This is a genomic window from Pseudomonas sp., from assembly GCF_049645325.1.
GTDB lineage: Bacteria > Pseudomonadota > Gammaproteobacteria > Pseudomonadales > Pseudomonadaceae > Aquipseudomonas.
Genome location: NZ_JBARTQ010000106.1, coordinates 1 through 14814, shown reverse-complemented (window position 1 = coordinate 14814; position 14814 = coordinate 1). Strand labels below are relative to the sequence as shown.

The 14814-nt window shown below is 62.3% G+C and carries 12 protein-coding genes; 9 read left to right on the top strand and 3 right to left on the bottom strand.

Annotated elements, in window-relative coordinates; all coding sequences use genetic code 11:
• Positions 1–58 precede the first annotated feature (58 nt).
• The 4 genes from WBB95_RS04440 (at position 59) to dacB (ending at position 6070) form a co-directional block, all read left to right on the top strand.
• A complete protein-coding gene (locus WBB95_RS04440; protein WP_424486483.1) occupies positions 59–994 on the top strand; it encodes a glutathione S-transferase family protein in 936 nt (311 codons plus the stop codon).
• A gap of 109 nt (positions 995–1103) precedes the next feature.
• Positions 1104–3518: a TonB-dependent siderophore receptor gene (locus WBB95_RS04435; RefSeq protein WP_424486482.1), complete on the top strand. Its 2415-nt coding sequence runs from the start codon at positions 1104–1106 to the stop codon at positions 3516–3518.
• Complete coding sequence (locus tag WBB95_RS04430) at positions 3518–4558, top strand: YncE family protein (protein WP_424486481.1); 1041 nt, start codon at positions 3518–3520, stop codon at positions 4556–4558. Before WBB95_RS04435 ends, WBB95_RS04430 begins: the two co-directional genes overlap by 1 nt.
• 54 nt (positions 4559–4612) lie before the next feature.
• A complete protein-coding gene (gene dacB, locus WBB95_RS04425) occupies positions 4613–6070 on the top strand; it encodes a D-alanyl-D-alanine carboxypeptidase/D-alanyl-D-alanine endopeptidase (protein ID WP_424486480.1) in 1458 nt (485 codons plus the stop codon).
• Between the two features lies 1 nt (position 6071).
• On the opposite strand, the gene WBB95_RS04420 is transcribed toward dacB, so the two are convergent.
• Positions 6072–6851: an IclR family transcriptional regulator gene (locus tag WBB95_RS04420; protein WP_424486479.1), complete on the bottom strand. Its 780-nt coding sequence runs from the start codon at positions 6849–6851 to the stop codon at positions 6072–6074.
• 120 nt (positions 6852–6971) lie between these two features.
• Between WBB95_RS04420 and hmgA the strand changes: the two genes are divergently transcribed.
• The 4 genes from hmgA to WBB95_RS04400 all read left to right on the top strand — a co-directional run bounded on the left by hmgA (position 6972) and on the right by WBB95_RS04400 (position 11650).
• Positions 6972–8255 (top strand): homogentisate 1,2-dioxygenase, encoded by a 1284-nt coding sequence (gene hmgA, locus WBB95_RS04415; RefSeq protein ID WP_424486478.1) that lies wholly within the window; start codon positions 6972–6974, stop codon positions 8253–8255.
• A 3-nt stretch (positions 8256–8258) separates the two neighbouring features.
• Complete coding sequence (gene fahA, locus WBB95_RS04410; RefSeq protein WP_424486477.1) at positions 8259–9545, top strand: fumarylacetoacetase; 1287 nt, start codon at positions 8259–8261, stop codon at positions 9543–9545.
• A 12-nt stretch (positions 9546–9557) separates the two neighbouring features.
• A complete protein-coding gene (gene maiA / locus WBB95_RS04405) occupies positions 9558–10202 on the top strand; it encodes a maleylacetoacetate isomerase (protein WP_424486476.1) in 645 nt (214 codons plus the stop codon).
• A gap of 77 nt (positions 10203–10279) precedes the next feature.
• Entirely contained in the window at positions 10280–11650 is a 1371-nt protein-coding gene (locus WBB95_RS04400) for an MFS transporter (protein WP_424486475.1), read from the top strand.
• A gap of 187 nt (positions 11651–11837) precedes the next feature.
• Here the strand turns inward: WBB95_RS04400 and WBB95_RS04395 are convergent, their stop codons facing one another.
• The gene (locus tag WBB95_RS04395; RefSeq protein WP_424486474.1) at positions 11838–12641 is read right to left on the bottom strand and encodes a SirB1 family protein; all 804 of its coding nucleotides are present in this window, start codon (positions 12639–12641) and stop codon (positions 11838–11840) included.
• Positions 12642–12828: 187 nt separating this feature from the next.
• Here WBB95_RS04395 and WBB95_RS04390 point away from each other — a divergent pair, with 187 nt between their 5' ends.
• Entirely contained in the window at positions 12829–13848 is a 1020-nt protein-coding gene (locus tag WBB95_RS04390; RefSeq protein ID WP_424486473.1) for a Glu/Leu/Phe/Val dehydrogenase dimerization domain-containing protein, read from the top strand.
• A gap of 55 nt (positions 13849–13903) precedes the next feature.
• On the opposite strand, the gene WBB95_RS04385 is transcribed toward WBB95_RS04390, so the two are convergent.
• Positions 13904–14113, bottom strand: coding sequence for a YebG family protein (locus WBB95_RS04385; RefSeq protein ID WP_046071033.1), 210 nt, complete (start codon positions 14111–14113; stop codon positions 13904–13906).
• Between the last annotated feature and the right edge of the window lie 701 nt (positions 14114–14814).

Here is a 14814-nt window from a genome sequence, read left to right as displayed (position 1 = left end):
CGCTCGCGCAGCCCTTTGCGCGCTAAGCTGCGACTTTACTCGCCGAGCGGACTCCAGCATGTCTGAATTGATTCTTCATCATTACCCCACTTCCCCCTTTGCGGAGAAAGCACGCCTGTTGCTGGGCTTCAAAGGCCTGTCGTGGCACTCCGTGCACGTTTCGCCGGTGATGCCCAAACCTGACCTGACGGCCTTGACCGGCGGCTACCGCAAAACCCCGGTGCTGCAAGTCGGTGCCGATATCTATTGCGACACCGCTTTGATCGCCAAGCGCCTGGAACAGGAAAAATCCTCGCCGCCGCTGTTCCCGCTCGGCCAGGAAATGATCACCCAAACCTTCGCCACTTGGGCCGACAGCGTGGTGTTCGCCCATGCCGTGAGCCTGGTGTTCCAACCGGAATCAGTGGCCGTACGTTTTGCCAAGCTGCCACCTGAAGCGATCAAGGCGTTCATTGCCGACCGCGCCGCGCTGTTCAGCGGCGGTACCGCGAGCAAACTCGCAGTCGACGTGGCCAAGCACCAATGGCCGGCGATCATGGCGCGCCTGGAGCAACAGTTGCAGCGCGAAACCGGCGACTTCCTGTTTGGCGAAGCGTCGATTGCCGACTTTGCGATGGCTCACCCGTTATGGTTTCTCAAGGCCACGCCGGTGACTGCGCCATTGGTGGATGCTTACCCGGCCGTGTCTGCCTGGCTCGGGCGCGTATTGGGTTTCGGGCATGGCACGGCGACTCAGATGAGCGCTGAGCAGGCATTGGATATTGCGCGCAATGCCACCCCGGCAGCGTTGCCGGACGAGGTATTCGAGGACCTCAACGGCTTCAAGGCTGGCCAGCAGGTCACCATCAGCGCGACGGATTACGGGGTTGACCCTGTGGCTGGCGAATTGCTGTTTGCCGGGCGCGAAGAACTGATCCTGCGCCGTAGCGATGAACGCGGCGGCACCGTGCACGTGCACTTCCCGCGTTTTGGCTTTCGCATTCAGGCGCAATAAACAAAAAAACTTGCACACCCATGTGAGGTAAACCTGCGGCCCATCCGTGTAGTGCTTGAAACTGCGATCTATTCGCATTAACAGCGTTTTCTACACGGGTTCTCACAGCATGAAGTCGACGGCGGGCGGTTGGGTTAAACAGTGGCTGGGAGCCTCGGTATTGGCGGTTTCGGGGCTGGCGTTGCTGCCTCTGAGCGTGGCGCAGGCGCAGGAGCAGCAAAGCGCCCAATTCAACTTTGCCCTGGCAGCCAAACCGCTGCCCCAGGCCCTGAGCGATTTCAGCCGGGTTACCGGCATCAGCGTGATCTACACCGATGAAGCGCCCTACGGCCTCAGTGCCCCGGCCGTCAGCGGGCAGATGAGCGCAACCCAGGCGCTGCAACGCCTGCTCGGCAACTCCGGCTTCACCTTCCGCCAGATCGACGCCCGCACCCTGGCGCTTGAGCCCGTGCCCACCGACGGCGCGGTGAACCTCGGCGCCACCACCATCAGCGGCGCAAGCCCTGCCCAGGACAGCACCAGCTATCAGCCGCCGCCCACCAGCTCGGTGATGCGCTCCCGCGGCCTGCTGCTGGAGACCCCGCAAACCGTCAACGTGGTGCCCGCCCAAGTCTTGCGCGACCAACAGCCACGCAACCTGGATGACGCCCTGGGCAATATCAGCGGCATCACCCAGGCCAACACCCTCGGCAGCACCCAGGACGCGGTGATGCTGCGCGGTTTTGGCGACAACCGTAACGGCTCGATCATGCAAGACGGCATGCCCGTGGTGCAGGGCCGTGCGCTGAACTCAACGGCGGAACGCGTCGAAGTGCTCAAGGGCCCGTCGTCGTTGCTGTACGGCATTCAGGACCCGGGCGGGGTGGTCAATATCGTCAGCAAAAAGCCTGAACTGGTGCAGTCCACCTCGCTGACGGCCCGAGGCTCGACCTACGGCGACGGCAAGAACGGCAGCGGCGGCAACCTCGACACCACCGGGCCGATTGGCGACAGCGGCCTGGCGTATCGGCTGATCGTCGACCATGAAGACGAAGACTACTGGCGCAATTTCGGCACCCACCGCGAGACGCTGGTGGCGCCGTCCCTGGCCTGGTATGGCGACACCACCAAGGTGGTGTTCGCCTACGAGCACCGCGAATTTCTCTCGCCGTTCGACCGCGGCACCGCCATCGACCCCAAGACCAATCACCCGCTGAACATCCCCGCGACCCGTCGCCTGGATGAGCCGTTCAACAACATGGAAGGGCGCTCCGACCTGTACCGCCTGGAAGTCGATCATGATTTGAACGACGACTGGAAAGCGCACTTCGGCTACAGCTGGAACCGCGAAACCTATGACGCCAGCCAGGTGCGCGTGGTCAAGGTCAACACCAACGGCACGCTGACCCGCAGCATGGACGGCACCCAGGGCGCGCTGACCACTGACCGCTTCGCCACCACCAGCCTGGAAGGCAAGGTCAACGTTGCCGGCATGCAGCACGACCTGGTGTTCGGCCTGGACGACGAGTACCGCAAGATCTACCGCGCCGACCTGATTCGCCAGGCGCCACGTGGCACCTTCAACTACAACAACCCGGTGTACGGCAACGAAGTTGCGGGCACCACCGTCAGCGCCCCGGACAGCAACCAGACCGACCTGCTGCGCAGCGACTCGCTGTTCTTCCAGGACGCCATTCACCTGACCGACCAGTGGATTCTGGTCGGCGGCGCGCGCTACCAGATGTACGACCAATACGCCGGCAAGGGCGTGCCGTTCACCGTCAACACCGATGGCAACGGCCAGAAGTGGGTGCCGCGTGCGGGCCTGGTGTACCGCTACACCGATGAGCTGTCGTTCTACGGCAGCTACACCGAGTCGTTCAAACCCAACTCCACCATCGCGCCGCTGGCCAACAAAAGCGTGCTGGACGGCAGCCTGGAACCGGAACAATCCAAGGCGTGGGAGCTGGGTACCAAGTTCGACCTGCCGGGCCGCATCACGGCGAGCGCGGCGTTGTTCAACATTGAAAAACGCAACGTGCTGGTGCAGGTCGGCGATGGTTTGGCCGCCGTCTACAGCGTTGCGGGCAAGGTGCGCTCGCGAGGCCTGGAACTGGATGCCAGCGGGCAACTGACGGACAAGTGGAGCTTGATCGGCAGCTACGCCTACACCGATGCCGAGGTCACCGAAGACCCGACCCTGAAAGGCAACCGCCTGCAGAACGTGGCGAAAAGCACCGGTTCGCTGTCGGCCGTGTATGACTTCGGCAGCATTTTTGGCGGCGACCAACTGCGCGTCGGCGCCGGTGCGCGCTATGTGGGCGAGCGGGCCGGGGACGCAGCCAACAGCTTCGAGCTGCCCAGCTACACCGTGGCCGATGCATTTGCCAGCTATGACACCCGGATCGACGGGCAGAAGGTCAAGTTCCAGCTCAACGCCAAAAACCTGTTTGATCGCACCTACTACACCTCGTCGGTGAACACGCAGTTCGTGTCCATCGGCGATGCGCGGCAGGTAGAAGTCTCCAGCACGTTGTCGTTCTGATGAAAAAATACACTTGGTTATTCGCCCTGTTGATCAGCACCACGGCGGCGGCGGACTCCGCCGCTTACCACCGCCAACACCGCGTGACCCTGCCCGGTTCCGGCGACAGCTGGGGGTTTGTCGGGCTCGACCCGACACGCCCGTACCTGTTTGTGGCCCGGCGCGAAAACGGCCTGACGGTGTTTGATGTGCAGCACCAGAAAGCAGTCAAGACCGTGGCGCAGTCCACAGGCGCCAACGGTGTGGTGTTTGTGCCCGGTCTGGACCGCGTGTTCGTGCTCAACACCGACGGCAGTTTGAGTGTGGTGCAGCGCTCCACACTCACGCCGCTCAAGCGTATCGCGGTGGCGCACAGCAACCTCAACAGCGCGGTGTACGAGCCGTCCACCGGCAAGGTGATCATCGTCAGCGGGCGCCGGGCAGACCGTTCGACGCTGTTTGAATTTGACCCGAAGCAGGAGCGCATCACCGGCGCCCATGAGCTGGCGGTGAAAAAGATTGACCCGCTGCTGATCAAGGGCGATGGCAGTTTCTTCCTGCCCATGCGTGACGAGGGCAAGGTCGCGCGTTACGCGGCCAGCACCTTTGCCGTGCTCGACACCTGGCAGTTTGCCGATTGCCCCAAGCCGAGCGCGTTGGCTCAGGACGTCGAACGCCAGCGCGTGTTTGTGGCGTGTCGAGGCGATACGCCGCTGTTGATTGTGGCGGATCGGGAGACGGGCGAAGTCAAGGCGCGCGTGCCGATTGGGCGTGACGTAAACGCCGTGGCTTACGACCCGCAGCATCGCCGCTTGCTGGTTCCCAGCGGCGTGGACGCGAACCTGACCGTCATCGATCAGCAGGATGCTGATCATTACGCCGTCGTGGCCACCATCAGCACCTTGCCGATGGCCTACAACATGGCGTTCGATGCGCAGCGCCAGCGGGTTTACCTGCCGGCCATGGACTTCGTACAGCCGGCGCCAAGCAAGGCTGAGCCCAAGCCGGACCCGCAATTTCAGGCCGGTACATTCTCCATCAGCACCCTGGCACTTGATTGAGCGCGGTGAATTACCCAAGCTGCGCACTTTCATAGATTCAGGAATGCCAGGTTTATGCGGTTGGGACGATGGATACACGCCAGCGCGATGGCGCTGGGCTTCGGCGTGTTGCTGGGAGGGTGCGCCACGCCGTCGAACACGGCGACCGGGCAGCGTCTGGACCAGTTGCTGGCCGACCCGGCGCTGCACGGCGCCACGGTTTCGCTGATGGTGCGTGATGCCCGCAGTGGCAACACGCTGTATCAGTACAACCCGCGCACGCGGCTGGTTCCCGCCTCCAACCTCAAGTTGCTGACCACGGCGGCGGCGATGGATGTGCTGGGCCCGCACTACCGGTTTTCCACGCAACTGCTGAGCAATGGCATACGCCAGGGCGATCGCCTGACCGGCAACTTGTACCTGCGCGGCCTGGGCGACCCGACGCTGCAATTTGCCGACTACCAGGCGCTTGCCGCTCAACTCGCCAGCCAGGGCGTGCGCCAGGTGCAGGGCGACCTGGTGTTCGACGACACCTGGTTTGATGCCGAGCGGCTGGGTGTCGACTGGTCCCAGGATGACGAAAGCACCTATTACGGGGCGCAGATTTCGGCGCTGACCGTGTCACCCAATACTGATTTTGATGCAGGCAGTGTGCTGGTCACGGCCAAGGCGCCCGTGCGGATCGGCCAGCCGGTGGGGGTGGAGATCTTCCCGCCCACCGATTACCTGCAACTGAGTAACCACGCCATCAGCGGGCCGGGCAACACCTATGGGATCAACCGCCGCCATGGCACCAACCTGTTGCAGCTCAGCGGCGCAGTAGCGCCGGGCCGGCAGAGCGAGCAACTGGTCAGCGTGTGGGAGCCCACGCAATTGGTGGCCAACCTGTTTGAACAGGCGCTGGCGCAGCAAGGGATCACGGTGCTGGGGCGTCGGGTGATCGGCGGCGCGAGCCCGACCACGGCGACCGTGCTGGTCGAGCACCAATCGGCGCCGCTGCAGGAGCTGATCACGCCGTTGCTCAAACTCTCGAACAACAACATGTCCGAAGCGTTGCTCAAGGCCATGGGCCGCCAGACCGCCAACAGCGGCACAGCGGCGGCGGGCGTGGTGGCCGTCGCCGGGTTCCTCAAGCGTCAGGGGCTGGATACCGCGGCGCTGAACCAGGTCGACGGTTCCGGCCTGTCGCGGCGTAACCTGGTGTCGGCGCAAACCCTCACCGACCTGCTGCTGGCCGCGAGCAAACAACCGTGGTTCAACGCCTGGTATAACGCGCTGCCGATTGCCGGGAATACTGACCGCATGACTGGCGGCAGCCTGCGTTATCGCCTGCGCGGCACACCGGCGGAAAACAACCTGCATGCCAAGACCGGCTCCATGGGCGGCGTGTCGTCATTGAGCGGTTACATCACCGATGCGCAGGGGCGCAAGCTGGTGTTCTCAATGCTCACCAACAACTACGTGGTGGCCGGCGCGCAGGTCAAAGCCGTGGAGAACCGCGTGGCATTGGCCCTGTCGCGTTGGGGCAATTGATTCAGGGCTGATAGCCCATGCGCCAACTCACGGCCCGCGTCGCCGCCAGCAAGTGCTGCGCCGCCGGGCCGTCTTCATCGGCGTGGAACAGAGAGGTGGGGCCGACCACGGTCATCACCGCCGCCACCTGCCCGATTGCGTTGAACACCGGCGCCGACAATGCATCGACGCCGGGCATCAGCAAACCATGCACAAAGTGCAAGCCACGGCTGCGGATCTGTTCGCAGGCGCTGGCGTAAGCCTGGTCGTCGGCCAGCGCATGGGCCAGTCCGGCCTGGACCTCGCGCTCGCGCAGCTCCACAGTTTCACGCGATGGCAAAAAGGCGCTGAACACCAGCCCGGTCGACGAGCTGAGCAGCGGCAAGACTGAACCCAACTGCGTCACCACAGTGATCGCGCGCACCGCTGGCTCAATGTGCACCACCGTCGCGCCCTGGTTGCCCCACACGGCCAGAAAGCAGGTTTCATTCAATTCATCGCGCAGCTCCGCCAGGGGCAGGGCGCCGACTTTCAACACGTCCATGCTGCCCAGCGCCGCCAACCCCACGCGCAAGGCTTCGCGGCCGAGGCCGTAATGGTTGGTGGCGGTGTTCTGTTCGGCAAACCCCGAGGCGATCAACGCCTGCAGATAGCGGTGCACCTTGCTCGCCGGCATCTGCACGTGTTCGGCCAGGCGGGATAGCGAGGTGGCGGGGGACAGTTCAGCCAGGGCCTTGAGGATGTCGGTGCCCACTTCGGCCGAGCGGACTTTCTGTTTACCGGTGTCGCGGGGCTTTTCCATGGAGGGGCGAGAATCCGAGAGATGAATGGGCGTCTTTATAGCTTGACGGTCGATAGTGATCAAATTACGTTATGCGTAACTGGATTACGATAAAAACAACTTCCGCACAGAGGATGATCCATGAACCTCGAATACCTGTCGGGCTTCGGCAATGAATTCGCCAGCGAAGCCCTGCCCGGCGCGCTGCCCGTCGGCCAGAACTCCCCGCAAAAAGCGCCTTACGGCCTGTACACCGAACTCTTTTCCGGCACCGCCTTCACCATGGCGCGCAGCGAAGCCCGTCGCACGTGGCTGTATCGCATTCAGCCGTCGGCCAATCACCCGGCCTTCATCAAGCTGGAACGCCAGTTAGCCGGTGGGCCGTTGGGCGCCGTCACGCCGAACCGTCTGCGCTGGAACCCGCTGGATATTCCGAGTGAGCCGACAGACTTTATCGACGGCCTTGTGGGCATGGTGGCCAATTCTGGGTCGGAAAAACCTTCAGGCATCAGCATCTATAACTACCGCGCGAATCAGTCGATGGAGCGCGTGTTCTTCAATGCCGACGGCGAACTGTTGATCGTTCCCGAGCAAGGGCGCCTGCGCATCGCCACCGAATTGGGCGTGCTGGAGGTCGAACCACTGGAAATCGTGGTGCTGCCCCGTGGCCTCAAATTCCGCGTGGAACTGCTCGATGTCCAAGCACGCGGCTACGTCGCTGAAAACCACGGCGCGCCGCTGCGGCTGCCGGACCTGGGGCCCATCGGTAGCAACGGCCTGGCCAACCCGCGCGACTTCCTCACCCCAGTCGCCCACTACGAAGACCTCAAGCAACCGACCACGCTGGTACAGAAATTCCTCGGTGAATTGTGGGCCTGCGAGCTCGACCATTCGCCGCTCAACGTGGTCGCCTGGCACGGCAACAACGTGCCGTACAAATACGACTTGCGCCGTTTCAACACCATTGGCACGGTGAGTTTCGATCACCCGGACCCGTCGATCTTCACCGTATTGACCTCGCCCACCAGCGTGCACGGCCTGGCCAACCTCGACTTCGTGATCTTTCCGCCGCGCTGGATGGTGGCCGAGAACACCTTCCGCCCGCCCTGGTTCCACCGCAACCTGATGAACGAATACATGGGCCTGATCCAGGGCGCCTACGACGCCAAGGCCGAAGGCTTCCTGCCCGGCGGCGCGTCGCTGCACAGCTGCATGAGCGCCCATGGCCCGGACGGCGAGACCTGCACCAAGGCCATCAACGTCGACCTGGCGCCACATAAAATTGATAACACCATGGCCTTCATGTTCGAGACCAGCCAAGTGCTGCGTCCCACACAGTTCGCACTGGAATGCCCGCAACTGCAACCTTCTTACGACGCGTGCTGGGCCTCGCTGCCCGCCACCTTCAACCCGAACCGGAGATAACCCATGACTCAACCAACGCTTGCCCGCAGCTGGGTGGCCTCGGCCAACGGTCACGCAGATTTCCCGCTGCAAAACCTGCCATTGGGCGTGTTCAGCATCAACGGTTCGGCACCGCGCAGTGGCGTGGCGATTGGCGACGCGGTCCTCGACCTGCACGCCGCGCTGGACGAATTTGACGGCGAGGCACGCCGTGCGGTTGAAGCGACGGCCGGCGGCCAACTGAACGCATTTTTCGAACTGGGCCGTGGCCCGCGCGTCGCGTTGCGTGAACGGTTGCTGGAACTGCTCACCGAAGGCAGCAAGCTGCAAACTCGCGAGGCGCAGGTGCTGCACCGCGCCGCCGAGTGCCAGATGCACTTGCCGGCAAAAATCAGCGACTACACCGATTTTTACGTCGGCATCGAGCACGCGCAAAACGTCGGCAAACTGTTCCGCCCGGATAACCCTTTGCTGCCGAACTACAAGTACGTGCCGATCGGTTATCACGGCCGCGCGTCGACCATCCGTCCGTCGGGCACCGAGGTGCGCCGTCCTAAAGGCCAGACACTCCTGGCTGGCCAGACCGAGCCGACCTTCGGCCCGTGCGCACGCCTGGATTACGAACTGGAGCTGGGCATCTGGATCGGCCAAGGCAATGCCATGGGCGACTCGATTGCCATTGGCGACGCGGCCGAGCACATCGCCGGTTTCTGCCTGCTCAACGACTGGTCGGCGCGCGATATCCAAGCCTGGGAATACCAGCCGCTGGGGCCGTTTTTGTCCAAGAGCTTTATCACCAGCATCTCGCCCTGGGTGGTTACGGCCGAAGCCCTGGAGCCGTTCCGCAAAGCGCAACCGGCCCGCCCCGAAGGTGATCCGCAGCCGCTGCCGTACCTGCTGGATAAACGCGATCAAGCCGCCGGCGGCTTTGATATCGAACTGGAAGTGCTGCTGACCACTGCCGCGATGCGCGAACAAAACCTGCCGGCTCATCGCCTGACCCTGAGCAACACCCAGCACATGTACTGGACCGTGGCGCAAATGGTCGCGCACCACAGCGTCAACGGCTGCCAATTGCAGGCCGGTGACCTGTTCGGTTCGGGCACCTTGTCGGGCCCGCAATCGGGGCAGTTCGGCAGCCTGCTGGAAATCACCGAAGGCGGTAAAAAGCCGATTGAACTGGCCTCCGGCGAGGTGCGCAAGTTCCTCGAGGACGGCGACGAAATCATCCTGCGCGCCCGTTGCAACCGCGAAGGGTTTGCCTCCATTGGCTTCGGCGAATGCCGTGGCACCGTGGTCGCGGCGCGCTAAGAGGGCTGGGCGATGGAACTCTATACCTATTACCGCTCCACCTCGTCGTACCGGGTGCGTATCGCCCTGGCGCTCAAAGGGCTGGATTTCACCGCGTTGCCGGTGAACCTGCTGGTGCCGCCGGGTGGCGCCAACCGCCAGCCGGCCTACCTGGCGATCAACCCGCAGGGCCGCGTACCGGCGTTGCGCACCGACGAGGGCGAGTTGCTGATTCAGTCGCCAGCGATCATCGAGTACCTGGACGAACGTTATCCACAGGTGCCGCTGCTGTCCAAAGACCTGGCAACCCGTGCCCACGAGCGCGCGGTGGCCTCGATCATCGGCTGTGACATTCACCCGCTGCACAATTCCAGCACCCAGAACCTGCTGCGCCAGTGGGGGCACGATGAGGCGCAAGTGCTCGAATGGGTCGGGCATTGGGTCAGCCAGGGGCTGGGCGCGGTTGAGCAGTTGATTGGCGATCAGGGGTTTTGCTTTGGCGAACAGCCGGGTTTGGCCGATGCGTTCTTGATTCCCCAGCTGTACGCGGCTGAACGTTTCAAGGTGCCGCTGGCGGCGTACCCGAAAATTGCGCGGGTGGCGGCGTTGGCGGCGCAGCATCCGGCGTTTGTGCAGGCGCATCCGGCCAACCAGCCGGATACCCCTGAAGCCCCCTGAGTCAACGTGAGAGCTGGTTTGCCAGCTCCCACAGTTGGTCGGCGTCACCCTAATAAAAAAAATAAAGGTACCTTGCGATGCACAATCAGATTGCCAGCTTTCGCGCGGCACTCGACGCCCGTCCGGTGTCGCGCTACCAGTGGTTGATCCTCCTGTTGCTGGCGTTGCTGCTGGTAACCGATGGCTACGACGCCCAGGTGCTGGGCTATGTGGTGCCTGCATTGGCCAAGGACTGGGGCCTGGAAAAAGCCGCGTTCGGCCCGGTGTTCAGCGCCAACTTGCTGGGGCTCACATTGGGCTCGCTGCTGGTGACGCCGCTGGCGGACCGCTTTGGCGTGCGGCGTATCCTGCTCGGCTGCGTGCTGATCTACGCCAGCCTCACCGTGCTGATGGTGTTTGCCAATTCACTCACCACGTTGATGGCCGCGCGGTTTATCTGCGGCATTGGCATGGGCGGCGCGATGCCCAGTGCCATGGCATTGATGTCGGAATATTCGCCACCGCGCATGCGCACCCTGATGGTGACCCTGGCCGCCTGCGGCTTTTCATTCGGTGGCGCGGCCGGTGGGTTCGTGGCCGCCGGGTTTATCGACGGTTACGGTTGGCAGGCTGTTTTCCTGGCGGGTGGCGTGACGCCGTTGCTGCTGTTTCCCTTCCTTTGGTGGTGGCTGCCGGAGTCCTTGCCACGTTTGTTGCGTGATGCTCCGCCGTATTCGCGGCTGCGCAACGTCACTGCGCGGATGCTGCCCGACTGGCAGCCGCCGCCCGCGAGCGAAGCTGAAAACCTTCAGGAACAAGGCAGCAAACTGACGGTGGTGGAGCTGTTCCGCAACGGCTACGCGCGCCCGACCGTGCTGATCTGGGCGACCTTTTTCGTCAGCCTGATCCTGCTGTATTTCATGATCAGTTGGCTGCCGTCGCTGCTGCTGGAAAGTGGCTTGGCGCTGAAAGAAGCCAACCTGGTGACCTCGATGTTCCTGTTCGCCGGCACCTTGGGCGCCATCGGCATGGCCTGGTTTGCCGACCGCCTGAAAAGCAAGGTGCGGTTGCTGTCCGGCGTGTTGGCGGCGGCGGCGGTGTGCACCATTTTGCTCGGCCTGAACCATGACAACCCGCGTTATCTGGTGGCCTGCGTGTTTGCTGCCGGGTTCTGCATCATTGGTGGGCAACTGACGCTTAACGCATTCGCGAGCAATTTCTACCCGGCACACGTGCGCGCCACCGGCACCGGCTGGGCGCTGGGCGTGGGGCGATTCGGGTCAATATTGGGGCCGCTGTTTGGCAGCATGCTGCTGGCGATGCACATTCCGGTGGAGCAGATTTTCTTCTTCTGCGCGATTCCGGCGGTGATTGCGGCGTTGTTGATTATTCAAGTGCGTTCGCCTGGATCCGCTGCGCCGAAAGACCCGCTGCACAGCGATATTCTCAAGGCGCCGGTCAATCACTGATTCACTGCCCGACACCGAGCAAGATCACTGTAGTGAGCAGGCTTGCCCTGCGCTGGGTTGCGAAGCAGCCCCAATCTGAGAAATGCGGTCTGTCAGGCAAGGCTCATTGACGGGTTTTGGGGTTGCTTCGCAACCCAGCGCGGGACAAGCCCGCTCACCACAAAAGATCATGCGTCAAAATAAGTAATCAATGCACCACTGAATTGGGCGGCAGGTGCCCCAGCCGCTCGGTCAGCCGCAGGCGCTGGATCGGGTCTTCGCTGAGCATCAGGGCATGTTCCAGGTCAAAGCGTTCGGCGCTCGGGCAGTCCAGGCGCTGGTACAGGCTGGCGCGCGCCAGGTAGTCGGCGGCGTTGGCATTGCCCAGTTCCAGCACGCGCTCGGCGTCGATCAGGGCCTGCAGCGGGGCGTCATTGGAAAGGTGCAGTTGGCGCAGGTTGCGTGACAGCCGTTGCATGATCGAGCGCGGTTCGGCGGTGTGCAGGTGCTCGGCCTGTAACTTGAGGTTGGGCCCGTATTGACGGTGCAGCAATTCGCGACAGTCATTGGGGTACAGGCGTCGACCGCCGCAGGGGTCCAGTAAGTGATCGGCGCCGGGCACCCGCAGCAGGAAATGGCCGGGGAAGTTCACGCCCACCATGGGAATGCCCAGGCGTCGCGCCATTTCCAGGGCAATCAGGCCCATGACCAAGGGCTGCCCGCGCTTGCGCTGCAACACCTTGTCCAGCAGGGCGGCGGCGGGGCGCAGTGGGGTGAAGTCGTCCTGGGCGAAACCCAGGTCGTTCATGCGCCGCAGCAGCGGTTGGCCGAGCTCATCGGCCGGGAGCATGGGCATGCCCGCGTTGACCTGTTGTTGCAGCGTGGCCAGCTCTTGCAGGATCACCAGTGGCTGCACGCCGGGGTCGTGTTCGGCGGCAATCCACAGCGCGGCTTCAAAAAGCGCAGGGGGCGATCGTTCCAGGCAGGCGAAAAAGGCTTGGCGGGGATTCATTGCATTCTCCGGCGAATGCCCCCGTTTTAGCCTTGCTGTGAATTTTCGTCCAGCCCCTTAATAAATATCCCACGTGCTTATGTCGCAGGGCCCACGAAACCGTGTGGCTTATTCCAGCGCGCTTCGGCAGTTTTCTGCCGCAAGCCTATACTTGGGCCTCTACCAGAAGTGATTCGGGAGCTTGACGATGTTTGCTCTCATGCACAGCACCCGCCTTGAATCGCTGCACTTGAGCATCGACCCGGTGACCGGGCTGAAGGCGGTCATAGCTATCCATAACAGCCGCCTGGGCCCTGCCTTGGGCGGGTGCCGTTACCTTTCCTACCCCGACGATGAAAGTGCCGTGGCCGACGCCGCGCGCCTGGCCCAAGGCATGAGCTACAAAGCCGCGCTGGCCGGGCTGGCGGTGGGCGGCGGCACTGCGGTGATCATTCGTCCGGTACACGTGGAGAGCCGAGCCGCCCTGTTTGAGGCGTTTGGTCGCTGCATCGAAAAGCTCGACGGCCGCTTCATCACCGCGATCGACAGCGGCACCTCTGTCGCCGACATGGACTGCATCGCCCAGCACACCCGTTTCGTCACCAGCACCAGCGCTGCCGGCGACCCGTCTTCTCACACGGCCATGGGCGTATTCACCGGCATCCGCGCCGCCGCCATGGCGCGTCTGGGCAGTGACAACCTCGAAGGCCTGCGCGTGGCGGTCCAGGGCCTGGGCAACGTCGGCTTTGCCCTGGCCGAACAGCTGCACGCGGCGGGTGCCGAACTGCTGGTCAGCGACATCGACCACGGCAAGGTGCAACTGGCCATGGAACAACTCGGCGCGCACCCTATCGCCAACGATGCCTTGCTCAGCACCCCGTGCGACATCCTCGCGCCATGCGGCCTCGGTGCCGTGTTCAACCGCCTCAGCGTCGGCCAACTGCGCTGCTCGGCCGTGGCCGGCTCTGCCAGTGCACAGCTGACCAACCTGGAGATGGCCGATCAGTTGGAGGCGCGCGGCATCCTCTATGCCCCCGACTACGTGATCAACTCCGGCGGCCTGATCTACGTCGCCCTCAAGCACGGCGGCGCAGAGCTGGCAACCATCACCGCCCACCTGTCAAACATCGGCACGCGCCTCACGGAAATCTTCGCCCATGCCCAAGCCGAAAAACGCTCCCCTGCGCGGGTGGCGGATGAGCTGGCCGAACGCCTGCTGTACAAATAGGCCAGGCATTAAAAAGGCCCTGAGTCAGTGACTCAGGGCCTGTTCAATTCGGGCTTTACTCTGCCGCCGGGTTCAGCAACTCGGACAATGCGTCCGGCTGGCTCTTGAACGCCTTGGCAAATACATCGCGGTTTTTCGCCATGTAGATCCCGGCTTCTTCTACCTGCTGCTCGCTCAGCGACGGCACGGCTTTTTGCAACACTTCTGCCAGCAACTCAGCGAGTTCAAGCATTTTGTCATGACGGTCAGCTTCGGCTTTATCCATGATTTAGTGGATCGAAAGGTGCCTACTTAATTTTAGGAATATATTAAATTGCGGAGTGGCGAACCTGCTGATAGCGCGCTATCGTCAATTAGGGGCGTCATCGCAACGCCTCGGGACCATAGATAGCGACCGCCTGTCGGAGTCCGCTGACGCGCATCTGTACCCACGAACGTTTACTAAGACGTCGGGGTTGTGCGCATGTGTATTAAAAGATCACACCTTCAATATCAATTTCGAGCCGAATCTCTAATTGGTCTACCGGGCGTTGCTTGGTGGGATGCTAAGCCCATGGGCAAGAAATTCTATGTGTCTGTGATCTTCCGCTCGTTATTGTTCGCTATAGGTAAGAAAAATCTATATCGATGTGCATTGTTTGGCTGCATATGGACGGACGCCTGCGAATCTAAATGGGGGCGTGAACTGTGAAAGTTAATCTTCGCATATCGAAGGGTCGAAAAAATCTACGGTATAAACTAGTCAAGTTTCAAGCCGAAGGGATCGGTAGATGCTTATTTGTCAATTCTAGAACACTGGTTCCGTCTTTGGCTGCATCGCTTTTCGAGGCAGCGTACGCCCGAGGGGAAAGAAAAAACAAAGGTAGCATATTTACCCTGTTTCATCACGTAGCATTTTTATTTACTTGGGCTAGCGAAGGAAAAGTCGATTTAGAATTCTATCTATTGAGTGGATTTGGGCTTCGC

What these genes read in the sequence shown, in the direction of transcription:
- hmgA (WP_424486478.1), top strand. Translation starts at nt 6,972, where the DNA reads ATGAACCTCGAATACCTGTCGGGCTTCGGCAATGAATTCGCCAGCGAA.
- WBB95_RS04440 (WP_424486483.1), top strand. Translation starts at nt 59, where the DNA reads ATGTCTGAATTGATTCTTCATCATTACCCCACTTCCCCCTTTGCGGAG.
- dacB (WP_424486480.1), top strand. Translation starts at nt 4,613, where the DNA reads ATGCGGTTGGGACGATGGATACACGCCAGCGCGATGGCGCTGGGCTTC.
- WBB95_RS04400 (WP_424486475.1), top strand. Translation starts at nt 10,280, where the DNA reads ATGCACAATCAGATTGCCAGCTTTCGCGCGGCACTCGACGCCCGTCCG.
- WBB95_RS04435 (WP_424486482.1), top strand. Translation starts at nt 1,104, where the DNA reads ATGAAGTCGACGGCGGGCGGTTGGGTTAAACAGTGGCTGGGAGCCTCG.
- WBB95_RS04420 (WP_424486479.1), bottom strand. Translation starts at nt 6,851, where the DNA reads ATGGAAAAGCCCCGCGACACCGGTAAACAGAAAGTCCGCTCGGCCGAA.
- WBB95_RS04430 (WP_424486481.1), top strand. Translation starts at nt 3,518, where the DNA reads ATGAAAAAATACACTTGGTTATTCGCCCTGTTGATCAGCACCACGGCG.
- maiA (WP_424486476.1), top strand. Translation starts at nt 9,558, where the DNA reads ATGGAACTCTATACCTATTACCGCTCCACCTCGTCGTACCGGGTGCGT.
- WBB95_RS04385 (WP_046071033.1), bottom strand. Translation starts at nt 14,113, where the DNA reads ATGGATAAAGCCGAAGCTGACCGTCATGACAAAATGCTTGAACTCGCT.
- fahA (WP_424486477.1), top strand. Translation starts at nt 8,259, where the DNA reads ATGACTCAACCAACGCTTGCCCGCAGCTGGGTGGCCTCGGCCAACGGT.
- WBB95_RS04390 (WP_424486473.1), top strand. Translation starts at nt 12,829, where the DNA reads ATGTTTGCTCTCATGCACAGCACCCGCCTTGAATCGCTGCACTTGAGC.
- WBB95_RS04395 (WP_424486474.1), bottom strand. Translation starts at nt 12,641, where the DNA reads ATGAATCCCCGCCAAGCCTTTTTCGCCTGCCTGGAACGATCGCCCCCT.